At 69.3% G+C, this 22,687-nt stretch carries 23 protein-coding genes; 18 read left to right on the top strand and 5 right to left on the bottom strand.

From position 1 onward, the window contains the following. Positions 1-19 precede the first annotated feature (19 nt). Positions 20-955 (bottom strand): cysteine synthase A, encoded by a 936-nt coding sequence (cysK, locus tag BLP38_RS07885; RefSeq protein ID WP_091355580.1) that lies wholly within the window; start codon positions 953-955, stop codon positions 20-22. 130 nt (positions 956-1,085) lie between these two features. Here cysK and prmC point away from each other — a divergent pair, with 130 nt between their 5' ends. The 13 genes from prmC to BLP38_RS07820 all read left to right on the top strand — a co-directional run bounded on the left by prmC (position 1,086) and on the right by BLP38_RS07820 (position 12,162). Beyond that, positions 1,086-1,976: a peptide chain release factor N(5)-glutamine methyltransferase gene (prmC, locus tag BLP38_RS07880; protein ID WP_091355577.1), complete on the top strand. Its 891-nt coding sequence runs from the start codon at positions 1,086-1,088 to the stop codon at positions 1,974-1,976. A 69-nt stretch (positions 1,977-2,045) separates the two neighbouring features. Then, the gene (locus tag BLP38_RS07875; RefSeq protein ID WP_091355574.1) at positions 2,046-2,741 is read left to right on the top strand and encodes an L-threonylcarbamoyladenylate synthase; all 696 of its coding nucleotides are present in this window, start codon (positions 2,046-2,048) and stop codon (positions 2,739-2,741) included. Then, entirely contained in the window at positions 2,738-3,898 is a 1,161-nt protein-coding gene (locus tag BLP38_RS07870; RefSeq protein WP_091355571.1) for an MraY family glycosyltransferase, read from the top strand. Before BLP38_RS07875 ends, BLP38_RS07870 begins: the two co-directional genes overlap by 4 nt. Continuing rightward, positions 3,895-4,389, top strand: coding sequence for a hypothetical protein (locus tag BLP38_RS07865; RefSeq protein ID WP_091355567.1), 495 nt, complete (start codon positions 3,895-3,897; stop codon positions 4,387-4,389). The genes BLP38_RS07870 and BLP38_RS07865 overlap by 4 nt, the downstream gene beginning before the upstream one ends. 130 nt (positions 4,390-4,519) lie before the next feature. Beyond that, positions 4,520-5,311 carry a F0F1 ATP synthase subunit A gene (atpB, locus tag BLP38_RS07860; RefSeq protein WP_091355564.1) on the top strand — a complete coding sequence of 264 codons (792 nt, stop codon included), beginning with the start codon at positions 4,520-4,522 and terminating at the stop codon, positions 5,309-5,311. Between the two features lie 46 nt (positions 5,312-5,357). Further along, positions 5,358-5,591, top strand: a complete 234-nt coding sequence (gene atpE, locus BLP38_RS07855) for an ATP synthase F0 subunit C (RefSeq protein ID WP_018188628.1) — start codon at positions 5,358-5,360, stop codon at positions 5,589-5,591. A 30-nt stretch (positions 5,592-5,621) separates the two neighbouring features. Then, entirely contained in the window at positions 5,622-6,176 is a 555-nt protein-coding gene (locus BLP38_RS07850; RefSeq protein WP_091355561.1) for a F0F1 ATP synthase subunit B, read from the top strand. Then, positions 6,176-6,964, top strand: a complete 789-nt coding sequence (locus BLP38_RS07845; RefSeq protein ID WP_091355557.1) for a F0F1 ATP synthase subunit delta — start codon at positions 6,176-6,178, stop codon at positions 6,962-6,964. The genes BLP38_RS07850 and BLP38_RS07845 overlap by 1 nt, the downstream gene beginning before the upstream one ends. Positions 6,965-7,038: 74 nt before the next feature. After that, the gene (gene atpA, locus BLP38_RS07840; RefSeq protein ID WP_091355553.1) at positions 7,039-8,679 is read left to right on the top strand and encodes a F0F1 ATP synthase subunit alpha; all 1,641 of its coding nucleotides are present in this window, start codon (positions 7,039-7,041) and stop codon (positions 8,677-8,679) included. 23 nt (positions 8,680-8,702) lie between these two features. Continuing rightward, the gene (locus BLP38_RS07835; RefSeq protein ID WP_091355550.1) at positions 8,703-9,599 is read left to right on the top strand and encodes a F0F1 ATP synthase subunit gamma; all 897 of its coding nucleotides are present in this window, start codon (positions 8,703-8,705) and stop codon (positions 9,597-9,599) included. 22 nt (positions 9,600-9,621) lie between these two features. Next, entirely contained in the window at positions 9,622-11,070 is a 1,449-nt protein-coding gene (gene atpD / locus BLP38_RS07830; protein ID WP_091355546.1) for a F0F1 ATP synthase subunit beta, read from the top strand. 1 nt (position 11,071) lies between these two features. Then, a complete protein-coding gene (locus tag BLP38_RS07825) occupies positions 11,072-11,332 on the top strand; it encodes a F0F1 ATP synthase subunit epsilon (protein WP_018188622.1) in 261 nt (86 codons plus the stop codon). A 65-nt stretch (positions 11,333-11,397) separates the two neighbouring features. Next, positions 11,398-12,162, top strand: a complete 765-nt coding sequence (locus BLP38_RS07820) for a YaaA family protein (protein ID WP_091355539.1) — start codon at positions 11,398-11,400, stop codon at positions 12,160-12,162. Here the strand turns inward: BLP38_RS07820 and BLP38_RS07815 are convergent. Then, entirely contained in the window at positions 12,152-12,739 is a 588-nt protein-coding gene (locus tag BLP38_RS07815) for a DUF4870 domain-containing protein (protein WP_091355535.1), read from the bottom strand. The two genes, BLP38_RS07820 and BLP38_RS07815, sit on opposite strands and share 11 nt — an antisense overlap. Before the next feature lie 176 nt (positions 12,740-12,915). Here BLP38_RS07815 and BLP38_RS07810 point away from each other — a divergent pair, with 176 nt between their 5' ends. Continuing rightward, the gene (locus BLP38_RS07810) at positions 12,916-13,734 is read left to right on the top strand and encodes a PP2C family protein-serine/threonine phosphatase (protein WP_091355532.1); all 819 of its coding nucleotides are present in this window, start codon (positions 12,916-12,918) and stop codon (positions 13,732-13,734) included. Positions 13,735-13,800: 66 nt separating this feature from the next. Further along, positions 13,801-16,524, top strand: a complete 2,724-nt coding sequence (locus tag BLP38_RS07805) for an FtsK/SpoIIIE domain-containing protein (protein ID WP_157681082.1) — start codon at positions 13,801-13,803, stop codon at positions 16,522-16,524. An 18-nt stretch (positions 16,525-16,542) separates the two neighbouring features. Here BLP38_RS07805 and BLP38_RS07800 read toward each other — a convergent pair whose 3' ends face one another. After that, positions 16,543-17,532, bottom strand: a complete 990-nt coding sequence (locus tag BLP38_RS07800; protein ID WP_091355524.1) for an asparaginase — start codon at positions 17,530-17,532, stop codon at positions 16,543-16,545. 61 nt (positions 17,533-17,593) lie between these two features. On the opposite strand from BLP38_RS07800, the gene BLP38_RS07795 reads away from it, so the two are divergent. Beyond that, a complete protein-coding gene (locus BLP38_RS07795; protein ID WP_091355521.1) occupies positions 17,594-18,064 on the top strand; it encodes an OsmC family protein in 471 nt (156 codons plus the stop codon). Positions 18,065-18,085: 21 nt separating this feature from the next. Here the strand turns inward: BLP38_RS07795 and BLP38_RS07790 are convergent, their stop codons facing one another. Next, entirely contained in the window at positions 18,086-18,865 is a 780-nt protein-coding gene (locus BLP38_RS07790; protein ID WP_091359670.1) for a lysophospholipid acyltransferase family protein, read from the bottom strand. A gap of 144 nt (positions 18,866-19,009) precedes the next feature. On the opposite strand from BLP38_RS07790, the gene BLP38_RS07785 reads away from it, so the two are divergent. Further along, on the top strand, positions 19,010-19,969 hold the full coding sequence (locus BLP38_RS07785) for an FKBP-type peptidyl-prolyl cis-trans isomerase (protein WP_091355517.1): 960 nt from the start codon (positions 19,010-19,012) through the stop codon (positions 19,967-19,969). 43 nt (positions 19,970-20,012) lie between these two features. Next, positions 20,013-21,095 (top strand): 1-deoxy-D-xylulose-5-phosphate reductoisomerase, encoded by a 1,083-nt coding sequence (gene dxr / locus BLP38_RS07780; RefSeq protein ID WP_091355511.1) that lies wholly within the window; start codon positions 20,013-20,015, stop codon positions 21,093-21,095. Between the two features lie 7 nt (positions 21,096-21,102). Here dxr and BLP38_RS07775 read toward each other — a convergent pair whose 3' ends face one another. Then, positions 21,103-22,677, bottom strand: coding sequence for a Mur ligase family protein (locus BLP38_RS07775; RefSeq protein WP_091355507.1), 1,575 nt, complete (start codon positions 22,675-22,677; stop codon positions 21,103-21,105). Between the last annotated feature and the right edge of the window lie 10 nt (positions 22,678-22,687).

Genomic DNA, 22,687 nt, shown 5'->3' with positions numbered 1-22,687 from the left:
TCGGGTGTCGGCGTGCGGGTCAGTCGCGGAATTCCTCGAACAGCGCCGTCGACAGGTACCGCTCGCCGAACGAGGGGATGATGACCACGATGTTCTTGCCTTCGGCTTCGGGGCGCGCGGCGACCTGCAGCGCCGCCCAGACGGCCGCACCGGACGAGATGCCGACGAGGATGCCTTCGCTGGTCGCGACCTTCTTGGCGGTCTCGATGGCGTCGTCGAAGGTCACGTCCTGGACCTCGTCGATGACGCCCTGGTCGAGGATCGGGGGGATGAAGTTCGGGCCGATGCCCTGGATCTTGTGGGGTCCCGGCTTGCCCTCGGTCAGCAGCGGCGAGTCCTTGGGCTCGACGGCGACGACCTTCGCGGACGGCACGCGCTCCTTGAGGACCTGGCCCACACCCGTGATGGTGCCGCCGGTGCCGATGCCCGCGACGAAGTAGTCGACGGCGCCGTCGGTGTCGCGCAGGATCTCCTCGGCGGTGGTCTTCCGGTGGATCTCGACGTTGGCCTGGTTGGCGAACTGCTTCGCGAGCACGGCGCCGGGCGTCTCCGCGGCGATGCGCTCCGCCTCGCCGACGGCGCCCTTCATGCCGAGCGAGGGGTCGGTCAGGACGAGCTCGGCGCCGTAGGCGCGCAGCAGCATGCGGCGCTCGGTGGACATCGACGACGGCATCGTCAGGATGACCTTGTAGCCCCGCGCGGCCCCCACCATCGCGAGTGCGATGCCCGTGTTGCCGCTCGTGCCCTCGACGATCGTCCCGCCGGGCTTCAGCTCGCCCGAGGCTTCGGCGGCGTCGACGATGGCGATGCCGAGGCGGTCCTTGACCGAGGATGCCGGGTTGTAGAACTCGAGCTTGGCGAGGATCGTCCCGGGCAGGCCCTCCGATACGCGGTTCAGTCGGACCAGGGGAGTGTTGCCGAATGCGCTGGTGATGTCGGAGTGGATGCCGGTCATGGGATGCCTTCCGTGCGGATGGAATACGTAGGTCGCGGCTCAGGTGCCCGCGATGCGGTTTCAGCCTACGGTCCCGCCGCGGGCCGCGGCCCTGTGTGACGATGCCGGGCACGGTATCCTGGACGTTCCCATGACGATCTCACGGACTTCCGCCGCGCCCGCGGGCAGCGACCTCGCGCCCCTCGTCCGCGCAGCCGGTCAGCGGCTCGCCGACGCCGGCGTCCCCTCGGCCGACGTCGACGCCGAACTCCTCGCCGCCCATGTCCTGGGGGTCGGCCGCGGTGAGCTCGCCGCCGCGATGCTGCGGGGGGATCGGATGCCGGAGCCCGAGGCGACACGGTTCGCCGAGCTCGTCGCGCGCCGAGCCGCCCGCGAGCCTCTCCAGCACCTGACGGGCCGCGCGCCGTTCCGGCACCTCGAACTCCGCGTGGGTCCCGGAGTGTTCGTCCCGCGGCCGGAGACCGAGATGGTCGCGCAGCTCGCCATCGACGCTCTTCGCGAGGCCCCGGGTCCCGACCCCGTCGCCGTCGACCTCGGGACGGGGAGCGGCGCCCTGGCTCTCGCCCTCGCGACGGAGGTGCCGCATGCGCGGGTGCATGCGGCGGAGAACTCGGTCGACGCGTTCATCTGGGCCAAGGAGAACTTCGCCGAGCACGCCCCGCACGCGCGTCTCGCCTTCATCGACCTCGCCGACGCGTTCCCCGAACTCGACGGCACGGTCTCGGTCGTCGTCTCCAACCCGCCCTATGTTCCCGATGACGCCATCCCGCGCGACCCCGAGGTGCGCCATTGGGATCCGCCCGCCGCGCTGTACGGCGGGCCCGACGGCCTCGACGTCGTCCGTGTCCTCTCAGGCGTCGCCCTGCGCCTGCTCCACCCCGGGGGGACGCTCGTCATCGAGCACGGCGAGTGGCAGGGCGCCGGCATCCGCCAGCTCCTCACCGCGGACGGCTGGCGCGGCGCCGCCACGCACCCCGACCTCACCCGGCGCGATCGCGCGACGACCGCCCTTCGCCCGTAACCCGTCCGACGGTCCGTCCCGCCCTTTCGCAGGCGCGGCGAGGCCCTCTCCTCGTAGAATGCTGCGGATATGTCTCCCGTCCTCGACTGTCGTGACGCCGACCAGTTACTGCCTGCTCTCCGTCAGGCGCGCCAGGCCATCGGCCGCGGCGAACTCATCGTGATGCCGACCGACACCGTGTACGGCATCGCCGCCGACGCCTTCAACGCCTCCGCGGTCGCACGTCTCCTCGCGGCGAAGGGGCGCGGACGCCAGTCGCCCCCGCCCGTCCTCGTCTCCGGCCCCGACACGATGCGCGCGCTCGTCGCCGAGGTGCCCGAGGCCGTCGAGCGTCTCGTCGAGCGCTTCTGGCCCGGCGGGCTGACCATCGTGCTGCCCGCTCAGCCGTCGCTGCGCTGGGACCTCGGCGAGACGCGGGGGACTGTCGCGGTGCGCATGCCGGACGACAGGTTCGCCCTCGAACTCCTCGAGGAGACCGGCCCGCTGGCCGTCTCGAGCGCCAACCTGACGGGCAAGCCCGCGGCGATCGAGATCGAGGGTGCGATCTCGATGCTCCGGGACAGCGTGTCGGTCTACCTCGACGGCGGCCTCGTCCCGACCGGCGTCGCCTCGACGATCATCGATGCGACCGGACTCGTCGGTCGCGACCAGCGCCCGGTCGCCGTTCTGCGCGAGGGGGCCGTTTCACGCGCCGACCTGCGCGACGTGCTGGGCGACCTGCTCGAACCCGACCCGATCGAGCCCGACGAATCCGACGCCGCGTGAGGGATTACCTGTTCGCGTTCGTCATCACCGGCGGCCTCACCTTCGTCTTCTCGTGGGTCGTCTGGCGCGTGGCGATGAAGTTCGGGCTCCACCCGGCGATCCGCGAACGGGACGTCCACAAGAACCCCACTCCGCGCCTCGGCGGCGTCGCGATGTTCATCGGGATGCTGGGCTTCTTCGTCCTCTCCTCTCAGCTGCCGGCGTTCGCGATCGTCTGGCAGGAACCGTCGATGGTGTGGTCCCTCCTCGGCGCCGCCGCGCTCATGGTGGTAGTGGGGGTCGCCGACGACCTCTGGGACCTCGACTGGATGATCAAGCTCGGCGCGCAGTTCGTCGCCGCGTGGATCGTCGTCTTCCTCGGCGGCATCCAGATCTTCTATCTGCCCTTCGGACAGCAGGTCGTCGTCTCCAGCTGGGTCAGCATCGGTCTGTCGATTCTTGTGATCGTCATCGTCATGAACGCCGTCAACTTCATCGACGGCCTCGACGGTCTCGTCGCCGGCGTCTGCCTCATCGCCAACGCGGTCTTCTTCGCGTATTCGGCGATGCTCGTGCGCGACTTCGACAACAGCGAGCAGAGCAACACCGGAGTATTCATCGCGATCGTGCTCCTCGGCATGTGCGCGGGCTTCTTGCCGTTCAACTGGAACCCCGCGCGGATGTTCATGGGGGATGCCGGTGCGCTCCTGCTCGGACTGATGATGGCGTCCTCTGCGATCGTCGTCACGGGCAACCTGCCGCCCAATCTCCTGAGCGACAACGACCTCTTCGGTCGCTCTCAGCTCCTCGGAGCGTTCATCCCGGTGATCCTGCCGGTCGTGATTGTCCTCCTCCCGCTCCTCGACTTCGGACTCGCTGTCGTCCGGCGCATGGCGCAGGGCAAGTCGCCCTTCTCGCCGGACCGCAAGCACCTCCACCACCGCATGCTCGACATGGGACACACCGATCGGAACGCCGTCTTCGTGTTCTACGCCTGGACGGCCGTCGTGTCCCTGTCGGTGCTTCTCATGTACATCGGCACGACCAAGGGGTGGCCCGGCCGGTACTGGCCCGGGGTCGCCTTCCTCGTCATCGGGTGCATCGCCTGTGTCATCGTCACCCTCCCCCCTGCCCGACGCGCCCGTGCCGTCGCGCCCGAGCGAAAGGCCCTCTCATGAGCGCCCTGTCCTCCACCCGACTTCTGCGCACCGCTCTGGTGTGGTCCGGCATCGTCGCCCTCATCCTCGCCGTCGCTGGGGGAGTGGTCGGCCTGCTCGTCGCGGGGACCTCCGGGCTCTGGAGCGCCCTGGTGGCCGTTCTCATGGGAGCGGTGTTCCTCGCCTTCACCATCGTCTCGATCCTCATCGCCAACCGCTTCTACGGCGACCCCCTGTTCGTCCCTATCTTCTTCGGAACGGTCATGGGCGGGTGGATCCTGAAGTTCGTCGTCTTCCTGATCGTTCTGTTCGTCCTCCGCGACCAGCCGTGGCTGACTCCCGTGGTCTTCTTCGTCGCGCTTGTCGCGAGCATCGTGGCGTCGCTCGTGGTCGACGTGGTCGTCATGATGCGCATGCGGATGCCGACCGTCAGCGACACGACGCTGCCCACCGCGGCCGACATCGAAGCGGGCGAGCGCCGCCCTGGGGACTCGATCACGCCTGAGGGCTGATAGGCTGTTTCCTGAGCCCGCCTGAACCCCGACGGGAACGTCTGCGGAGTCAGCTCACCGACCATCGTCGCCCGATCTTTAGATCGACGCCCCGAAGCTGGAGCCAGCGCTGTTTACTCAAGCTGCGACCCTGATCGCTACTGCCGCCGAAGAATCCCCTGACGAGTTCCATGGACCGTCGATCTCGGAGTTCTTCCCCGAGGCGGTCTTCACGATCGGCCCCCTCGTCGTCAACCGGATCCACCTGATCCAGATCCTCGCGACGATCGCCATCGTCCTGATCTTCTGGCTCGGCACCCGACGCATGACGGTCGTCCCCGGTCGTTTCCAGAGCGTCGTCGAGATGGGGCTGGACTTCGTCCGGGTCAATATCGCCGAAGACCTGCTCGGCAAGAAGGATGGACGCCGGTTCCTGCCGATCCTCACCACGATCTTCTTCATGGTGCTGTTCATGAACATCACGGGTGTCATCCCGTTCCTGAACATCGCAGGCTCGTCGATCGTCGCGGTGCCTCTGCTCCTCGCGCTCGTCGCGTACGTGACCTTCATCTATGCCGGTATCAAGGCGAGCCCCGGGAACTTCTTCCGCAACTCGCTGATGCCTCCCGGGCTGCCCTGGTTCCTCTACATCCTGATCATCCCGCTCGAGTTCCTCTCGACGTTCATCATCCGCCCCGTCACACTGACGCTGCGACTGCTGATGAACATGATCGTCGGGCACCTCATGCTCGTGCTGTTCTTCGCAGCGACGCAGTTCTTCCTCATCACCCTGGGCGGCTGGTTCTCGGCGCTCGCGGCCGGAACGCTCGCCTTCGGGTTCGCGTTCACGCTGTTCGAGATCTTCGTCGCCTTCCTCCAGGCATACGTCTTCGCCATCCTCACCGCGGTCTACATCCAGCTCGCGGTGGCAGAAGAGCACTAAGCGGTCCGGCGCACGCCGAGCCATCCAACCGAAAGGAAACACCTCCGTGGACGCAACTACGGTTCTCGCCGCCCTCGAGGGCAACGTCGCGACGATGGGTTACGGCCTCGCCGCCATCGGCCCCGCCATCGGTGTGGGCATCGTCGTGGGCAAGACGATCGAGGGCGTGGCCCGTCAGCCTGAGCTGGCCGGTCGCCTGCAGGTCCTGATGTTCATCGGTATCGCCTTCACCGAGGCGCTCGCCTTCATCGGCATCGCGACCTACTTCATCTTCCAGTAAACCGCGACTCAGATCACTAAAGGAGACAGGATGCTGAACGCTCTTGTCGCGTACGCAGCCGAAGAGGGCGGGTCCCACAACCCGCTGATCCCGGCCTGGTACGACATCATCTGGTCCGGGGTCTGCTTCGTCGTGATCCTGTTCATCTTCTGGCGGGTCGCCCTCCCGAAGATGCAGGTCCTGCTCGACCAGCGCGCTGCTGCCATCGAGGGCAACATCGCGAAGGCCGACGAGGCTCAGCGCAAGGCGGAAGCCGCTCTCGAGGAGTACACGGCCCAGCTGGCCGAGGCTCGCAAGGAGGCCGGCGAGATCCGCGAGACTGCCCGCGAGGACGGCAAGAAGATCGTCGCCGAAGCCAAGGACAACGCATCGGCCGAGGCCGCGCGTCTGACCTCTGCCGCGCACAATCAGATCGAGGCCGAACGCCAGACGGCGCTCGTCTCGCTGCGGAGCGAAGTGGGCACGCTCGCCCTCGACCTCGCCGGTGGTGTCATCGGCGAGACGCTCTCCGACGACGCCAAGGCCAAGGCCGTGGTCGACCGTTTCCTTGCCGACCTCGAGTCCTCCGAGAAGGCGGCGAAGTAATGGGTAGCGCGACCACTCAGGCCCTCGGGGCGACGACGTCGGCCCTCACGGCCGCGCCGGGCGTCGACCTCGGTGTCGCCCGCGAGCTCTTCGCCGCGGTGCGCACCCTGGCCGACTCGTCGCAGCTGAGCGGCGCGCTCTCGGATGCCTCGGTGCCCGCCGAAGCTCGACGTGCGCTCGTCTCGCGCGTCTTCGGCGGGTACTCGGCTGCGACGCTGTCGGTCCTCGACGCGGCCGTCGCCGAGCGCTGGTCCTCCGGGGACGACCTGATCTCGGGCATCGAGGAGGCCGGCGTCCGCGCCGCCGCCATCGCCGAGCCGCAGGTCGACCTCGAGGGCGAGCTGTTCTCCGTGGCCCGCACAATCGCCGCGAACTCCGAGCTCGAGCTCGCGCTGGGCAGCAGGCTGGGTGACGCCGCCGCGAAGGGGGCTCTCATCGAGAGCCTGATGAACGGTCGTGCCGCCGAGTCGACGGTCATCGTCGTCTCGTCACTGGTCCAGGTCCCGCGTGAACGCCGCGTCCGTTCGATGCTCAGCCGTGCGCTGCGTGTCGTCGCGGAGCAGCGCGGTCGCGCAGCGGCCACGGTGTACGCGGCCACCGCTCTGACCGAGGACCAGTCGTCGCGTCTGCAGAGCACACTCGCAGCCCGGTACGGCACCGAGGTCTCGCTGAACGTCGTCGTCGACCCCGCGGTCGTCGGCGGTGTCCGCATCGAGATCGGCGACGACGTGATCGACGCCACCGTCTCGTCCCGACTGGGCGATCTCCGCCAGCGCCTGGCGGGCTGATTCTTCCCGCTCCACCGAGGAGCGGACCCGGCAGGCCAGGTGCCCGCCACAAGACCTCACCAAGAAGGAAGACCATGGCAGAACTGTCCATCAGCCCCGACGTCATCCGTGACGCGCTGAAAGACTTCGTCGCCGCCTACGAGCCCACCGGGGCAGCGGCGACCGAGGTCGGCACCGTCGTCGACGCCGCGGACGGCATCGCCCACGTCGAGGGCCTGCCCGGCGTCATGGCGAACGAGCTCGTGCGCTTCGATAACGGCGTCGAGGGCCTCGCGCAGAACCTCGACGAGCACGAGATCGGCGTCGTCGTCCTCGGCGACTTCGCCGGCATCGAAGCCGGCCAGAAGGTCACCCGCTCCGGCGAGGTCCTCTCGGTCGGTGTCGGCGAGGGCTACCTCGGCCGCGTCGTCGACCCGCTCGGCAACCCGATCGACGGTCTCGGCGAGATCGCCACGACCGGCCGCCGTGCCCTCGAGCTCCAAGCGCCCGGCGTCATGCAGCGCAAGTCGGTCCACGAGCCGATGCAGACCGGCATCAAGGCCATCGACGCGATGATCCCCGTCGGCCGCGGCCAGCGTCAGCTAATCATCGGCGACCGCCAGACCGGCAAGACGGCCATCGCGATCGACACGATCATCAACCAGAAGGCCAACTGGGAGTCTGGCGACGTCACGAAGCAGGTCCGCTGCATCTACGTCGCGATCGGCCAGAAGGGCTCGACCATCGCTTCGGTGAAGGGCGCGCTCGAGGACGCCGGTGCCATGGAGTACACGACGATCGTCGCAGCCCCGGCATCCGACCCCGCCGGCTTCAAGTACCTCGCTCCCTACACCGGCTCGGCCATCGGCCAGCACTGGATGTACGAGGGCAAGCACGTCCTGATCATCTTCGACGACCTGTCGAAGCAGGCCGAGGCCTACCGTGCCGTGTCGCTGCTCCTCCGCCGCCCGCCGGGCCGCGAGGCGTACCCCGGTGACGTCTTCTACCTGCACTCGCGTCTGCTCGAGCGTTGCGCGAAGCTGTCCGACGAGCTCGGCGCCGGTTCGATGACGGGTCTGCCGATCATCGAGACCAAGGCCAACGACGTCTCGGCGTACATCCCGACCAACGTCATCTCGATCACCGACGGCCAGATCTTCCTGCAGTCCGACCTCTTCAACGCCAACCAGCGTCCCGCGGTCGACGTGGGTATCTCGGTCTCCCGTGTCGGTGGCGACGCGCAGGTCAAGTCGATCAAGAAGGTCTCGGGAACGCTCAAGCTCGAGCTCGCCCAGTACCGCTCGCTCGAGGCCTTCGCGATGTTCGCGTCCGACCTCGACGCCGCGTCGCGCCGTCAGCTCGCCCGTGGTGCACGTCTGACGGAGCTTCTGAAGCAGCCGCAGTACTCGCCGTACCCCGTCGAGGAGCAGGTCGTCTCGATCTGGGCGGGCACCAACGGCAAGCTCGACACGATCGAGGTGGAGGACGTCCTCCGCTTCGAGCGCGAGCTGCTCGACCACCTGAAGCGCAACACGTCGATCCTCGACACCCTGCGCGAGTCGAACGTCCTCGACGACAACACCGTCGGCGAGCTCGACAAGGCGGTCGACGCCTTCGTCCTCGAGTTCCAGGGCGGCAAGGGTCAGGCACTCGGCACGCCGGGTCACGAAGAGGTCGCTGCTGCGGACGTCGACGACGTGAACCAGGAGAAGATCGTCAAGGGCCGCCGCGGCTGACGCCGACGGGAGACTCATAACCAATGGGCGCACAACTCAGGGTCTACAAGCAGAAGATCTCTTCTGCTCAGACGACCAAGAAGATCACGAAGGCGATGGAACTCATCGCGGCTTCGCGCATCCAGAAGGCGATGGCACGCGTCCGCGCGTCCAACCCCTTCGCGCGTGCCGTGACGCGTGCCGTCTCCGCCGTGTCGACGCACTCGAACGTGCAGCACCCGCTGACCACCGAGCGGGAGCAGATCCGACGGTCCGCCGTCGTCGTCTTCGGCTCGGACCGGGGCCTGGCCGGCGCGTTCAACTCGCAGGTCATCCGCGAAGCGATGCAGCTCGGCGAGCTGCTACGCAGCCAGGGCGTCGAACCCGTCTACTACCTCGTGGGTCGGAAGCCCGTCGGCTTCTTCCAGTTCCGTCGTATCGCGTCGGCGGGGGAGTGGATCGGCGACACCGACACCCCCGCGTTCTCGACGGCCGAGGAGATCGCGGCGGCGCTGATCGCCGCGTACGAGCTCGGCGGCGGTGAGGGCGGCGTCGACGAGATCAACCTCGTCTACAACCGCTTCGTCAGCATGATGACGCAGACGCCCGAGACGACTCGTCTCCTGCCGCTCGAGGTCGTCGAGGCGGAGGACACGGCATCCAGCCAGGTCTACCCGCTCTACGAGTTCGAACCGGATGCCGAGACGGTGCTCGATGCGCTTCTCCCGGTGTACGTGCAGAGCCGCGTCTTCAACGCTCTGCTGCAATCGTCCGCCGCGAAGCAGGCCGCCACGCAGAAGGCGATGAAGTCCGCCAGCGACAACGCCGACAAGCTCATCACCGACTACACCCGCCTGCGCAACAACGCGCGTCAGGCGGAGATCACGCAGCAGATCGCCGAGATCGTCGGCGGCGCCGACGCGCTGGCGTCGGGCAAATAGACCACACGAAAGAAGAGAAGCCATGAGCCTCACCGCTGAGAAGACGGAGACCTCCGTCGTCGGTCGCGTCGCGCGCGTCACCGGCCCGGTCGTCGACATCGAGTTCCCGCACGACTCGATCCCCGAGATCTACAACGCCCTGAAGACCACCATCACGATCGACGGCGAGTCGACCGAGATCACGCTCGAGGTCGCGCAGCACCTCGGCGACGACCTCGTCCGCGCCATCTCGCTGAAGCCCACCGACGGCATGGTCCGCGGCCAGGAGGTGCGCGACACCGGCGGCCCCATCACGGTCCCCGTCGGCGACGTCACCAAGGGCAAGGTCTTCAACGTCACGGGTGACGTCCTGAACGCCGCCCCGGGCGAGACCATCGAGGTCACCGAGCGCTGGGGCATCCACCGCCAGGCGCCGAACTTCGACCAGCTCGAGTCCAAGACGGAGATGTTCGAGACCGGCATCAAGAGCATCGACCTGCTCACCCCGTACGTTCAGGGTGGAAAGATCGGCCTCTTCGGTGGTGCCGGCGTCGGCAAGACCGTCCTCATCCAGGAGATGATCCAGCGCGTCGCGCAGGATCACGGTGGTGTGTCGGTGTTCGCCGGTGTCGGTGAGCGCACCCGTGAGGGCAACGACCTCATCGGCGAGATGGAAGAGGCGGGTGTCTTCGACAAGACGGCCCTCGTGTTCGGCCAGATGGACGAGCCGCCGGGGACGCGTCTGCGCGTCGCCCTGTCGGCGCTGACGATGGCGGAGTACTTCCGCGACGTCCAGAAGCAGGACGTCCTCCTGTTCATCGACAACATCTTCCGCTTCACGCAGGCCGGCTCCGAGGTCTCGACGCTGCTGGGCCGCATGCCCTCCGCCGTCGGTTACCAGCCGAACCTCGCCGACGAGATGGGTGTGCTCCAGGAGCGCATCACGTCGACCCGCGGTCACTCGATCACCTCGCTGCAGGCGATCTACGTCCCCGCCGACGACTACACCGACCCGGCTCCGGCGACCACGTTCGCCCACCTCGACGCGACCACCGAGCTCTCGCGTGAGATCGCATCGAAGGGTCTGTACCCCGCGATCGACCCGCTGACCTCGACGAGCCGCATCCTCGACCCGCGCTACATCGGTGAGGACCACTACCGTGTGGCCACCTCGGTGAAGCAGATCCTGCAGAAGAACAAGGAGCTACAGGAGATCATCGCGATCCTCGGTGTCGACGAGCTCTCCGAAGAGGACAAAATCGTCGTGTCGCGCGCACGTCGCATCCAGCAGTTCCTCTCGCAGAACACCTACATGGCCAAGAAGTTCACCGGTGTCGAGGGCTCCACGGTCCCGATCAAGGAGACCATCGAGTCGTTCGACGCGATCGTCAAGGGTGACTTCGACCACGTCGCCGAGCAGGCCTTCTTCAACGTCGGTGGCATCTCCGACGTCGAAGAGAAGTGGGCGCAGATCCAGAAGGAGAACGGCTGAGATGGCGCTGACCGTCACCCTCGTCTCCGCTGAGGCGGAGGTCTGGCACGGCGAGGCGAGCCTCGTCGTCGCCAAGACGGTCGAGGGCGAGATCGGCTTCATGGCCGGTCACGAGCCCGTGCTCGCCATCCTCGCCGAGGGACAGGTCCGCATCACGCAGTCCAACGGCGAGAAAATCGTCGCGACCGCGGAGGACGGCTTCCTCTCGATGGAGAACGACGAGCTCACCATCGTGGCCGGGAACGCAGCCCTGCAGTCCTGACACCCTTTCACGCAGCGCCGCCCGGTTCGCCGGGCGGCGCTGCGCTTTTCCCTGGAGGTCGCACCGTGCTGATCCTGCTTCCGCCGTCCGAGACGAAGCGCCCGGGTGGCGACGGGCCGCCGTGGCGGGCTGACTCCGTGCGCTTCGGTGGCCTCAGCGCAGAGCGCGAGCGAGTGATCGACGCCCTCGTCGCGCTGAGTGCAGAAGAGCACACCGCGGCCCGCGTGCTGAAACTCTCCGAGCGACAGCGGTCCGAGATCACTGTCAACGCCGCGCTGCGCAGCTCACCGACCCTTCCCGCGGCCGACCGCTACACCGGGGTCCTGTTCGACGCCCTCGACGCACCGTCGCTCGACGCGTCCGCACGGCAGTGGCTCGCATCCCACGTCGCCATCCACTCCGCGCCGTTCGGCATCGTCGGGGCGCTCGACCCGCTGCCCGCCTACCGTCTGGGCGCGGGCATCCGTGTTCCCGGCTTGCCCTCGATGCGATCGGTGTGGGCGGATGCCGTGGGTGCCGCGATCGCCGCGGCATCCCCCTCGTTCGTGCTCGATCTGCGTTCCGAGGCGTATGCGGCCTTGGGTCCGGTACCGACCGGCATCCCGCACGCGTATGTCCGCGTGGTCTCGGAGGGTCCTGACGGTGCGGTCCGTGCGCTCAACCACTTCAACAAACACGCGAAGGGGGAGCTGGTGCGCCGGCTGGCTCTCACCCGGCCGGTCGTGACGGACACCGCCGCGCTCATGCGATGGGCGCAGGACGAAGAGATCGTCCTGCGCCCATCGGCGGTCGGCGAGCTGGAACTCGTCGTGCCGTCGATTACGAGATGAGGCGGAGCGTCACCGGGTAGCGATAGCTCCCGCCGGCGTTCACGCGCACTCCTCCCAGGATCGAGAACACGATGTTGACGACCCAGATGGCGAGGGGGAGGAGCCCGATGATCCATCCGATGACCGGGATCCAGCCCAGCACCAGCGCGGCGATGTTGGCGACGATGATCGCGATGGTGAACGTGATCTGCCAGTTGAGGGCTTCCTTCCCCTCGGTGTTGGTGCGCGGCCCCCGGTCCTTGAAGACCAGCCAGATGATCAGTGCCGGCAGGAACCCGATGATGCCGCCGAAGTGGGCGAAGGATGCCCACTGCTTGTCCTGGTCGGGAGGCAACGGCGCGCCGGCGGGTGCCTGTGCGTACGGCTGCTGGCCGTAGGGCTGCTGGGGCTGCTGGCCATACGGCTGCTGCGGCTGCTGGCCATACGGCTGCTGCGGGGGAGGCTGCTGCCCGTACGGCTGCTGCGGAGGAGGCGGGGCGGAGTATCCACCGGGGCTCTGGCCCGTCGGGGGCGTCGGGGCGCCTGCCGGAGGGGGAGACGCGGGGCCGTCACTCGGCGGCGTGTTCGGGTCTGACATCGATGTGCCCTTCTTTCGGCGACGCCGCTGCGGCGACGTTCAGCGCGTTCGCGCTGGCTCAGCGAAACCGTACTGGGCGTATCGAGTCGATGGCAACGGGTTGTGCCGCATGATGACGGGGGCGCCGTCGACTAGAGTGTGAGGACGCTGCGCCGATCAGGAAGAAGGGTGGGAGCGTGCCCGAAGCCGTCACCTCATCCCGCGTCGTCCGTACGGGCGCGGGTTCCATCGAGGTGCGCTGGGCCGAGGTCACCCATCAGGGGCGTCGTCGCGAGAACAATCAGGATGCCGTGCTGTCGGCGTTCCCGCTGTTCGTCGTCGCCGACGGCATGGGCGGTCACATCGGCGGCGAGATCGCGAGCTCGCGGACGGTCGAGCGCCTGTCCGCGGCGGTCGAGCGGGGCACTGTGTCGCCCGACGTGATCGAGGACGCGCTCGAGCGCGCGGTCGACGACATCGCGTCGCATGCCGAGACGACCGACGACGGTACCGGGACGACGGTCACCGGCGTCTATCTCGACCTCACCGGCGACGAACCGACGTGGGTCACGCTCAACATCGGCGATTCACGCGTATATCTGATGCGTGACGGTGCGCTCGCACAGGTGACGACCGATCACTCCGTGGTCCAAGAACTCATCGCGGCGGGTCGCCTCAGCCCCGAAGAGGCCGAGAACCATCCGTACGGCAACGTCATCACCCGTGCCGTGGGTCCGAGCGACGGAGTGGTCCCCGACTACGTCCGGCTCGAAGTCGTCGACGGCGACCGCTTCGTCGTCTGCAGCGACGGGCTCACGAAGGAGCTGACCGACTATGGCATCCTCCACTTCCTGCTGCAGAACGACGACCCGGCCGCAGCGGTCGATGCGATGCTCGAGGCGGCGCTGGAGAACGGCGGCCGCGACAACGTCACGATCATCGTCGTGAGCGCGCGCGTGCTGTCGGCAGACGACGACACCGCCACGGCCGAGATCTCCTCCCCGGCCGGCACCTGACCGGATCCGTCCACAGGTCGTGGCCTCGCGCAGCGGCCCCCTCGGTACTCCGCGCATCGTGGACGGGTGTCCACCCTCACTCGCGATGACCCGCTGACCCTGCCACGTCGTGCTGCCCCGACACCCCGACCGCCGCTCCCGGTGATGACGGCGGTCGTCCCCGTCATCGGGGCCGTCGTCCTCTGGGCGGTGACCGGCTCCGCCTACGCGCTCCTGTTCGCCGCGCTCGGGCCACTCATCGCGATCGCGTCCGTCGCGGACGCGGCGCGGACGTCCCGCCGCACGGCGCGGAAAGACGCGGTGGCGGTGTCGCGCGAACTGGCGGCGGCCGAGGCTGAGGTGGCCAGACGCCATGACGAGGAGCGCGAGCAGCGGTGGGCGACGCATCCCGACGTCTCACGATTCCTCGCGCGGCCCGAGTCGATCTGGCGCGCTGTCCCCGAGCGCGAACACATGCTCGTCGTCGGCTCCGGGGAGGACACCAGCACGATCCGCGTCTCGGGTGGTGACGGCGACGACGACGCCACTGCGCTCCGACGCAGCGCCGGCGTCGTCGAGGACGTCCCGGTCCTCGTCTCCATCGACACGGGCGTGGCTGTGATCGGCCCACCCGTCCTAACCGCCTCGGTCGTCCGCGCGCTCGCGCTGAACGTTCTGCTGTGTCTGGCGCCGGGCCGCGTGCGCCTGGGCGACGACGGACCCGCATGGACGGATGCCGCGCCCCACCGCTCCGCTGCGATCGGCCCCCTGCTGCAGATCCTCGAGGCGGGAGGTGTCGTGGGCGGCGATGTCGACATCCCGCTCGTCGTCGTCCCCGAGGGCGCCCCGCCCCCGCCTCGGTGCGGCGCCGTGCTCCGGATGACGAGCCCGACGACGGCGCGCCTCGACCTCGAGGGGCGCACCCGCGAGGTGACCGTCGGCCTCGTCGGCGCTACACAGGCTGCCCGTGTGGCACAGCTCCTCGCCGATCGTGCGGCCCGTGCACTCGGACACACGGCCGATGACGCGCTCACGCTCCGCGACGCACTGCAGGCGGCGCCGATCGCCCGAGCGGGGACGCTCCCCGCGGCGTTCGCCGGCGCGGGCGGGGTCGCCTTCCCCATCGATCTCGTCGCCGACGGGCCGCATGCCGTCGTGATCGGGATGACGGGGGCGGGAAAGAGCGAACTGCTCACGTCCTGGGTCGTGGCGCTGTGCGCCGCCCACACGCCCGCCCAGCTCGGGTTCCTCCTCGTCGATTTCAAGGGAGGTCGGACGTTCGACCACCTCGCGCCGTTGCCGCATGTCACCGGGGTGCTGACCGACCTCGACGAGCCGACGACGCTGCGAGCGATCGAGAGTCTTCGCGCCGAAGTGCGGTACCGCGAGCGGACTCTCGCCACCGTCGGCGCACGTGATGTCGACGAGGCGGGCGAGGTCCTCGGGCGCCTCGTGATCGTCGTCGACGAGTACGCCGCGCTCGTCGCCGCACACCCGGTCCTGCACGACGTGTTCGGCGATCTCGCGGCCCGGGGACGCGCCCTCGGCATCCACTTGATCTTGGCGGCGCAGCGTGCGAACGGCGTGTTCCGCGACGCTGTCCTCGCCAACGCCCCCCTGCGGATCGCGCTTCGCGTCGCGGACGGTGCGGACTCCCGCGCCGTGCTCGGCGTCGACGACGCGTGTCGGCTGTCCGGCCGTCCCGAGTCGCGCGGCACGGCTCTCGTCCGCCGGAGTCGAGACACCGCGCCGCACGTGGTGCGCGTCGCGCTGTGCGAGCCCGATATCGTCACGGCGTCCGCGGAACGCCATCGGGGCGCGCGTGCCCGAAAGCCGTGGCTCCCCGCCCTGCCCGCGCACATCCCGCTGGAGTCATCTCAGGCGCGCGACGGCGTCCTGCTCGCCGTGGCGGATGAGCCGGACCAGCAGCGGCAGCAGGAAGTGGTCTGGCGTGATCCTGCGCTGGTGGTGATCGGGGGTCCCGGCAGTGGGCGGACCGGAGTGGTGCGGGCAGTGGCGGCCCAGACGGCCGTGTTGAGGGTGCCTCCGGATCCCGAGGGGGCGTGGGATGCCCTCGTCGCGCTCGAGCGCACTCCGCGCGGCGCGACGGTGGTCGTCGACGACCTCGATGCGGTGCTGTCGGGGCTGCCCGGCGAGTACGGGGCGGCGGCGGCCGATGCGCTGGAGCATGGGCTGCGCGGAGCGCGTGCACGCGGCATCCGGATCGTGATCACGACCCAGCGGGTGGGAGCGGGCGTCGGGCGCCTGCTCGATCTCGTGCCGCGGCGACTGATCCTGGGGACCGCGTCCCGCGCTGATCATGTCGCAGCGGGCGGGGAGGCAGCGGATTATCTTCCGGATCTCCCTCCCGGTCGCGGTCGTCTCGGGCGCACCCTCGTGCAGGTCGTCGATGCGGCGGGAGCTGACGAGGTTCCGCAGGTGCCGACGCCGGCACCGTGGCAGCCGGGTCGGCGTCCGGCTGCCGTCATCCTGCCCACCGGTCCGCGGTCACGCCGGCTGACCGCCGCGTGGGAACGCTTGGGGGTCGCCGTCACACCCGTCGATGCGAGCGCGACCCTCGAGCGTGGCGGTGTGCTGGTCGGTTCACCCGATGCGTGGCTCGCGCAGTGGCGTCTGCTCGCGGCGGCCCGGGCCGATGCGGACCTCGTCATCGACGCCGCGTGCGCGAACGAGTACCGCTCCCTCGTCGGATCCCGAGATCTGCCGCCGTTCGTGCTGCCGAGCGCAGGGCGCGCGTGGCTGCACGCTCCCGAGCGCGCGGTGCGTCGTGTGCTGCTCGAGGACGAGTGACAGTAGCGCCGGCGCGGCTCAGACGGTGGGACGGATGACGCCGACGTCCCGGCCCCCGCCGGCGACGGTCAACGGGAGCTCGCCGAGCGTGCGGGCGACATCCGCGGCCTGCAGAGCGCCCGCGCGGACGAGGAGGGTCAACGCCGTGACGACGCCCGCGCGATTGCTGCCGTCGAGCATCTTGAGTACCACGGTCGTCCCGTCGGGAGCGACCATCGACATGACCCCTTCTGCGCCGTGCTTGGCGAACACGCCCAGCCGTTCCGTCACGATCGAGTCCGGCTGACCGGGGCCTTGGATCACCCACGGGTTCTCACGGACCGCCCGCACGAGGGCGCCGGCGCTGCGGTGCAGAGCGAACGGAGACCGCTCGGAGGAGGCCCCGATGCGGTGCACGGCCCGGGCGAGCGCGGCGAGACTCATCGCGTGCACCGGCGCGCCGCATCCATCGACCGCCGTCGCCGTGATCTTCGTGCCGGTCAACCGTTCCACGACCTCGCGGGTGTGGACCTGAAGCGGATGCTGCGGGTCGAGGTAGGTCGCCATGTCCCAGCCGTTGACGTGGCAGGCCAGCAGCATCGCCGCGTGCTTGCCCGAACAGTTCATCCTCACCCGCTGAGGGCCGAGGAGCTCGCGCGTCATCTCGTCGCGGGCAGCGGCATCACCGGGCCACGAGGGTGGACACAGCAGCGCATCCTCGGCGACACCCGCCGCGCTCAGGATGTCGGTCACGAGCGCGACGTGGCGGTCGGTGCCCGAGTGGCTCGCCGTCGCCACGGCGAGGTGCACCCCTTCGAGGTGAGCTCCCGCCGAGACACTGGCGAGCGCCTGCATCGGCTTGAGCGCGGATCGCGGCAGTATCGCCGCTTCGACGGCGCCGAGAGACGACACGACGCCTCCGTCGGGGTCGAGCACGATCGCCGAACCCGCGTGGCGGGACTCGACGAAGCCGCTCCGCTCGACGACGGCGAGTTCGACGGCATCCGTCACAGCGAAGGTCTCAGGCACCCGCCCAGCCTACCCAGCGCTCTCGGCCCGCCCGCGGTACCGCCCATGCGAGACTGGCCGCGTGCACGACGAACACCACTACCGAGTGAACACACGATGGACCGGAGACCGGGGCACGGGAACAAGCGGATACCGCGACTACGACCGCGACGTCACCCTGCGCGTCGACGGGAAGCCGGAGCTCCTCGGCTCGAGCGATCGACCGTTCCGCGGCGACCGGACGCGGTGGAACCCCGAGGATCTGCTTCTCGCAGCGCTGTCCGAGTGCCACCTGCTGTCCTACCTCCACGCCTGCGTCACGGCGGGCGTCGTCGTCACGTCCTACGAGGACGACGCGACGGGAACCATGGTGCTCGACGGCATGGGCGGGGGCGCCTTCCGCGAGGTCACTCTCCACCCGCGGGTGACCGTCGCCGACGAGGGCATGATCCCCGCGGCCGAAGCCGCCCACCGTCAGGCGAACGAGTGGTGCTTCATCGCGAACTCCGTCAACTTCCCCGTGCGCCACGAAGCGGTCGTCACCGCCGGATGAGCTCCGGCCTTCACCGGCCGCTCAGCGGCGCTCGTGGGGGAGGACCTGCTTGAGGCGTTCGACGGGGTTCTGCGCCGGCACCTCGTTGTACGCGCCTGCGAGCTCCTGACCGGAGAGCGCGTGGATCGCGGACATGATGTCATCGGTCGCCTGACGCCTGGCCCGCCCCGACGCAGCCGAGCCGTGGGACGACAGGTCGATCGGCTCGCCGTACCGGATGGTCACGCGCGGCGACACTCGCGGCCACTTGGCGCCGACCGGCATCGCGTCGTTGGTCCCCACGATCCCGACGGGGACGACCTTCGCCCCGGTCTCGAGCGCGAGGAAGGCGACACCGGTGCGACCCTTGTACAGACGTCCGTCCAGCGAGCGCGTGCCCTCGGGGTAGAGCGCGATGGCCTTTCCCGACTGCAGGATGCGGCGCTGCTGGTCCAGTGCGTCGAGGGCGGCCTGCCCGGCCCCGCGCTGGACGGGCGTGGCGCCGAGAGCGCGGAAGAAGCGGTTGCTGAACCAGCCCTTCACACCGCCGCCGTCGAAGTAGCTCGACTTGGCGAGGAAGTACACGGGGCGCGGTGCGAACAGCGGCAGCACGAACGAGTCGATGAAGCTCAGGTGGTTGCTGGCGAGGATGATCGGGCCGGACCGGGGGATGTTGTTCGCTCCCTCGATGCGGGGGCGGTAGATCAGGCGGGCGAGCGGTCCGATTCCCCAACGTACGAGGTAGTAGAGGCCGCCGGCGCGGGCGAGTTCTTCGGCGGACGACTCGGCGGAGGTCTCGGGGGGAGTCGGCGCTTCGGTCACCACAAGAGGGTACTGCCAAACCCATGCACCTCCCGACATGGCGGATGCGCCGGTCCGCGGACGAATCGGGACCCGACTCACACCCCGGACAAAAGAACCTGAGGGAGGATGGAGCGACTCCCCGTATCTCTGTGAGGTTCTTCCGTGCGTCTTCGTCCCCTTGCCGCCTTGTCCGCCGCCGCTGCGGCCGTCCTCATCCTGGCCGGGTGCGCCTCCGGTCAGGGCTCCGCTCAGCCCACCGGGACTGCGGCTGCCGACCTGTGCGCTGCGGCGGCGCCTTCCGGCTCGGCATCCGACTCCGTCAAGGTCGACGGTGAGGCCGGAAAGCCCTCGAAGGCGACGTTCTCGACCCCGCTGGAGCCGAAGGAGCTCGAGGTCACCGTGCTCGACGAGGGCAAGGGCGCTGCCGTCAAGCCCGGCGAGTTCGTCTCGTACGCGATGACGGCGTACAACGCGAAGACCGGCGAAGAGCTCGCCACCGTCGGTTACACGCCCGGCGAATTCCTCCCGTCGCAGCTGTCGGCCAACTCCGTCCTCGGTCAGGTGTTCGGATGCGGCAAGATCGGCACGCGCGTCGTCGCCACCTTCCCCGCCACGGACAAGGCTCAGGCCGAGGTCTACGTACTCGATCTGCTCGGCACCGTCCCGACGGCGGCATGGGGTGAGCCCCAGGGCGCACCCGCTGGCTTCCCGACGGTGGCTCTCGCCGACAACGGAGCACCGAAGGTCACGATCCCCGAGGGGCAGGATCCGCCCGCGAAGACCGAGGTCGCCGTCCTGAAGAAGGGCGACGGCTACACCGTCAACAAGGGTGACTACGCCCTCATCCAGTACACGGGCGTGCGCTGGTCGAACGGTGCGACGTTCGACTCGACGTGGGAGAAGGGCTCGCCGATCGCGTACCCCACGACGCAGTACGTGCCGGGATTCCAGAAGGCCCTCGAAGGCCAGACCGTGGGTTCCCAGGTCCTCGTCGTGATCCCGCCGGCCGACGGGTACGGCGAGGGCAAGATCAACGAGACCGACCTGAAGGGCGAGACGATCGTGTTCGTGGTCGACATCCTCGGCGCGCAGTCTCCCACCGCGGGTTCGCCCGAGGAGTGATCCATCGGCGGGAGCTTCGGCGCCCGCCGATAGGGTGAGGGCTATGCGACGCATCCTGATCCTGGGTTCCACCGGCTCGATCGGAACGCAGGCACTCGATGTCATCCGCGCGAACCGCGATCGTTTCGAGGTCGTCGGCCTGGCCGCCGGGCGTGATCGCGACGGGATGCAGGCGCAGGCCGACGAGTTCGGGGTCTCCGAGACGGCTCTGGGCTCGGCTGAGGCCGAACGGCTGGTGCGAAGCGTCGAGGCCGACGTCGTCCTCAACGGCATCACCGGATCCGTGGGGCTCGGGCCGACGCTCGCGGCTCTCGAGACCGGAGCGATCCTCGCGCTCGCCAACAAGGAGTCCCTCATCGTCGGCGGGCCGCTCGTGACGAAGCTCGCGGCCCCCGGTCAGATCGTCCCGGTCGACTCCGAGCACTCCGCCATCGCGCAGTGCCTCCGGTCGGGCGATGCCGTGGAGGTGCGCCGGCTCGTCCTCACCGCTTCGGGTGGACCGTTCCGCGGGCGTTCACGCGATCAGCTGCATGGTGTGACGCCCCGCGAGGCCCTTGCGCATCCGACCTGGGACATGGGGCGCGTCGTGACGACCAACTCCGCGACGCTCGTGAACAAGGGGCTCGAGGTCATCGAGGCGCACCTCCTCTTCGACGTCCCCTACGACCGCATCGATGTCACCGTCCACCCGCAGTCGATCGTCCACTCGATGGTGGAGTTCATCGACGGGTCGACGATCGCTCAGGCATCCCCGCCCGACATGCGCCTCCCCATCTCCCTCTCCCTCGATTGGCCGCACCGGGTCGCCGGCGTCGGCGCTCCGCTGGACTGGACGACGGCGTCGACGTGGACCTTCGAGCCCCTCGACGTCGACGCCTTCCCGAGTGTCGCGCTCGCCAAGCAGGTCGGCGTCGCCGGTGCGACCTATCCCGCCGTCTTCAACGCCGCCAACGAGCAGGCCGTCGACGCCTTCCACGAGGGTGCGCTCCCGTTCCTCGGCATCGTCGACACGATCTCCCGCGTCGTCGACGCCCATGAAGCCCCGAGCGAACTGACCCGCGAATCGTTGGCCGACGCCGAGAGGTGGGCCCGGGCGACGGCCGATCGGATGATCGCCGAGCGCTGACCTCGCCTCAGCCGGCGACGGGCCACCCGGCTCGGCGGAGGGCGTCCTGCGCGGCGCCCGTAGCGTCGAACGGCGTCCGTACGCCGCGGATCTCCCGGTAGTGCTGGTGCCCCGGCCCCGCCCACAGGATCGCATCGCCGTCGCCGGCCAGCGAGACGGCCGTCGCGATCGCCTCCTCCGGGGGAGTCACCTCGTGCACGACGACGTCGGGCCTTGCCGCGCGGGCGCCGTCGATGAGGGCACGACGGATCAGGGCGGGATCCTCGGAGCGGGGATGCTGGTCGGTGATGACGAGGATGTCACTCCCGAGGGCCGCGACGGCGCCCATGTCGGCTCGCTTGGTCGTGTCGCGGTCGCCGTTCGCTCCGCAGACCATGATGACGCGACCGGCTGTGACCCGTCGCACCGCGTCGAGCGTCTTGGCGAACGCGTCGGGGGAGTGACCGAAGTCGAGGTAGAGCGCGGGACCGCGGTCGCCGGACAGTCGCTCGATGCGGCCGGGGAGGTGAGCCTCGATGCGACGACCGTGGAGGAGCCCCGTCAGCGCCGTCCACTCCCACCCGGCCTCGAGCAGCATGACGATCGCGAGGCCCGCGTTCGAGGCCATGTGCGGGCCGATGACCGGGACGGTCGTCGTCAGCGCGCCCGAGGGGCCGGTCAGCGTGAAGGTGGTGCCCTCGGGGGTCTCCGAGATGATCTCGACCCGCCAGTCCGCGCCGACGGCCGGGTCTTCCGCGATCGCGGGGGTGAGGACCGTCGTGACAGGGATGCCGGCGGTCGCCGCGATCTCCATTCCCGCCGGCTGGTCGACGCAGATCACGGCCCGCCGCGCGCGTGCCGGCGTGAAGAGCGCGGCTTTTGCCGCGAGGTACTCGGTCATGTCCCCGTAGTCGTCGAGGTGGTCGTGCGAGAGGTTGGTGAAACCCGCGACGTCGAAGTGGAGTCCATCGACGCGATGCCGAGTGAGAGCCTGAGCGCTGACCTCGACGAGGATCGCGTCGACTTCGCGCTCGCGCATGAGCCCGATGAGCGCATGCATCTCGGATGCCTCGGGTGTCGTCAACCGCGACGGGATCACCTCTCCGGCGATGTGGCGCTCCGCCGTCGACGAGAGCCCCGTGACGACGCCGAGGCCCTGCAGCATCCCCTCCATGAGGTGGGTGACGCTGGTCTTGCCGTTCGTGCCCGTCACCGCCAGAAGAGGGGGGAGGGAAGCTCCCGCTCCCGTGCCGTAGACGAGCGAGGACAGGTTGCCGAGGATCGCGCGCGGGTCCTCGACCACGAGGACGGGGACGCCGGGCTCCGGCAGGAGTTCGGCGCCGGCGGCATCCGTCACGATCGCGACGGCGCCCTGCGCGATCGCATCCCCCGCGAACTCGGCCCCGTGGCGGTGCACGCCGCGGACGGCGACGAAGAGCTCGCCGGGGCGGAGGTCCGCCGTGGCGAGCGTCACGCCGCGGACGGCGACACCCTCGACGTCCGCGCGCCGGTCGAGACCCAGATGGGCCGCGACGTCGGCGAGGGGCACGGCCTTCGGAGCCGAGGGCCGGAGGACGGGGGGCGGAGCGGAGGGGTTCTGCATGGTCCCTCCA

Source organism: Microbacterium sp. LKL04 (genome assembly GCF_900102005.1).
Classification (GTDB): Bacteria; Actinomycetota; Actinomycetes; order Actinomycetales; family Microbacteriaceae; genus Microbacterium.
This window is presented reverse-complemented; position numbering and strand designations above follow the sequence as displayed.

Bases quoted from the DNA above. Each gene is read 5' to 3' on its own strand.
- BLP38_RS07775 (WP_091355507.1), bottom strand. From the start codon at position 22,677: ATGCAGAACCCCTCCGCTCCGCCCCCCGTCCTCCGGCCCTCGGCTCCG.
- atpA (WP_091355553.1), top strand. From the start codon at position 7,039: ATGGCAGAACTGTCCATCAGCCCCGACGTCATCCGTGACGCGCTGAAA.
- BLP38_RS07825 (WP_018188622.1), top strand. From the start codon at position 11,072: ATGGCGCTGACCGTCACCCTCGTCTCCGCTGAGGCGGAGGTCTGGCAC.
- prmC (WP_091355577.1), top strand. From the start codon at position 1,086: ATGACGATCTCACGGACTTCCGCCGCGCCCGCGGGCAGCGACCTCGCG.
- BLP38_RS07845 (WP_091355557.1), top strand. From the start codon at position 6,176: ATGGGTAGCGCGACCACTCAGGCCCTCGGGGCGACGACGTCGGCCCTC.
- atpD (WP_091355546.1), top strand. From the start codon at position 9,622: ATGAGCCTCACCGCTGAGAAGACGGAGACCTCCGTCGTCGGTCGCGTC.
- BLP38_RS07875 (WP_091355574.1), top strand. From the start codon at position 2,046: ATGTCTCCCGTCCTCGACTGTCGTGACGCCGACCAGTTACTGCCTGCT.
- cysK (WP_091355580.1), bottom strand. From the start codon at position 955: ATGACCGGCATCCACTCCGACATCACCAGCGCATTCGGCAACACTCCC.
- BLP38_RS07815 (WP_091355535.1), bottom strand. From the start codon at position 12,739: ATGTCAGACCCGAACACGCCGCCGAGTGACGGCCCCGCGTCTCCCCCT.
- BLP38_RS07865 (WP_091355567.1), top strand. From the start codon at position 3,895: ATGAGCGCCCTGTCCTCCACCCGACTTCTGCGCACCGCTCTGGTGTGG.
- BLP38_RS07835 (WP_091355550.1), top strand. From the start codon at position 8,703: ATGGGCGCACAACTCAGGGTCTACAAGCAGAAGATCTCTTCTGCTCAG.
- dxr (WP_091355511.1), top strand. From the start codon at position 20,013: ATGCGACGCATCCTGATCCTGGGTTCCACCGGCTCGATCGGAACGCAG.
- BLP38_RS07850 (WP_091355561.1), top strand. From the start codon at position 5,622: ATGCTGAACGCTCTTGTCGCGTACGCAGCCGAAGAGGGCGGGTCCCAC.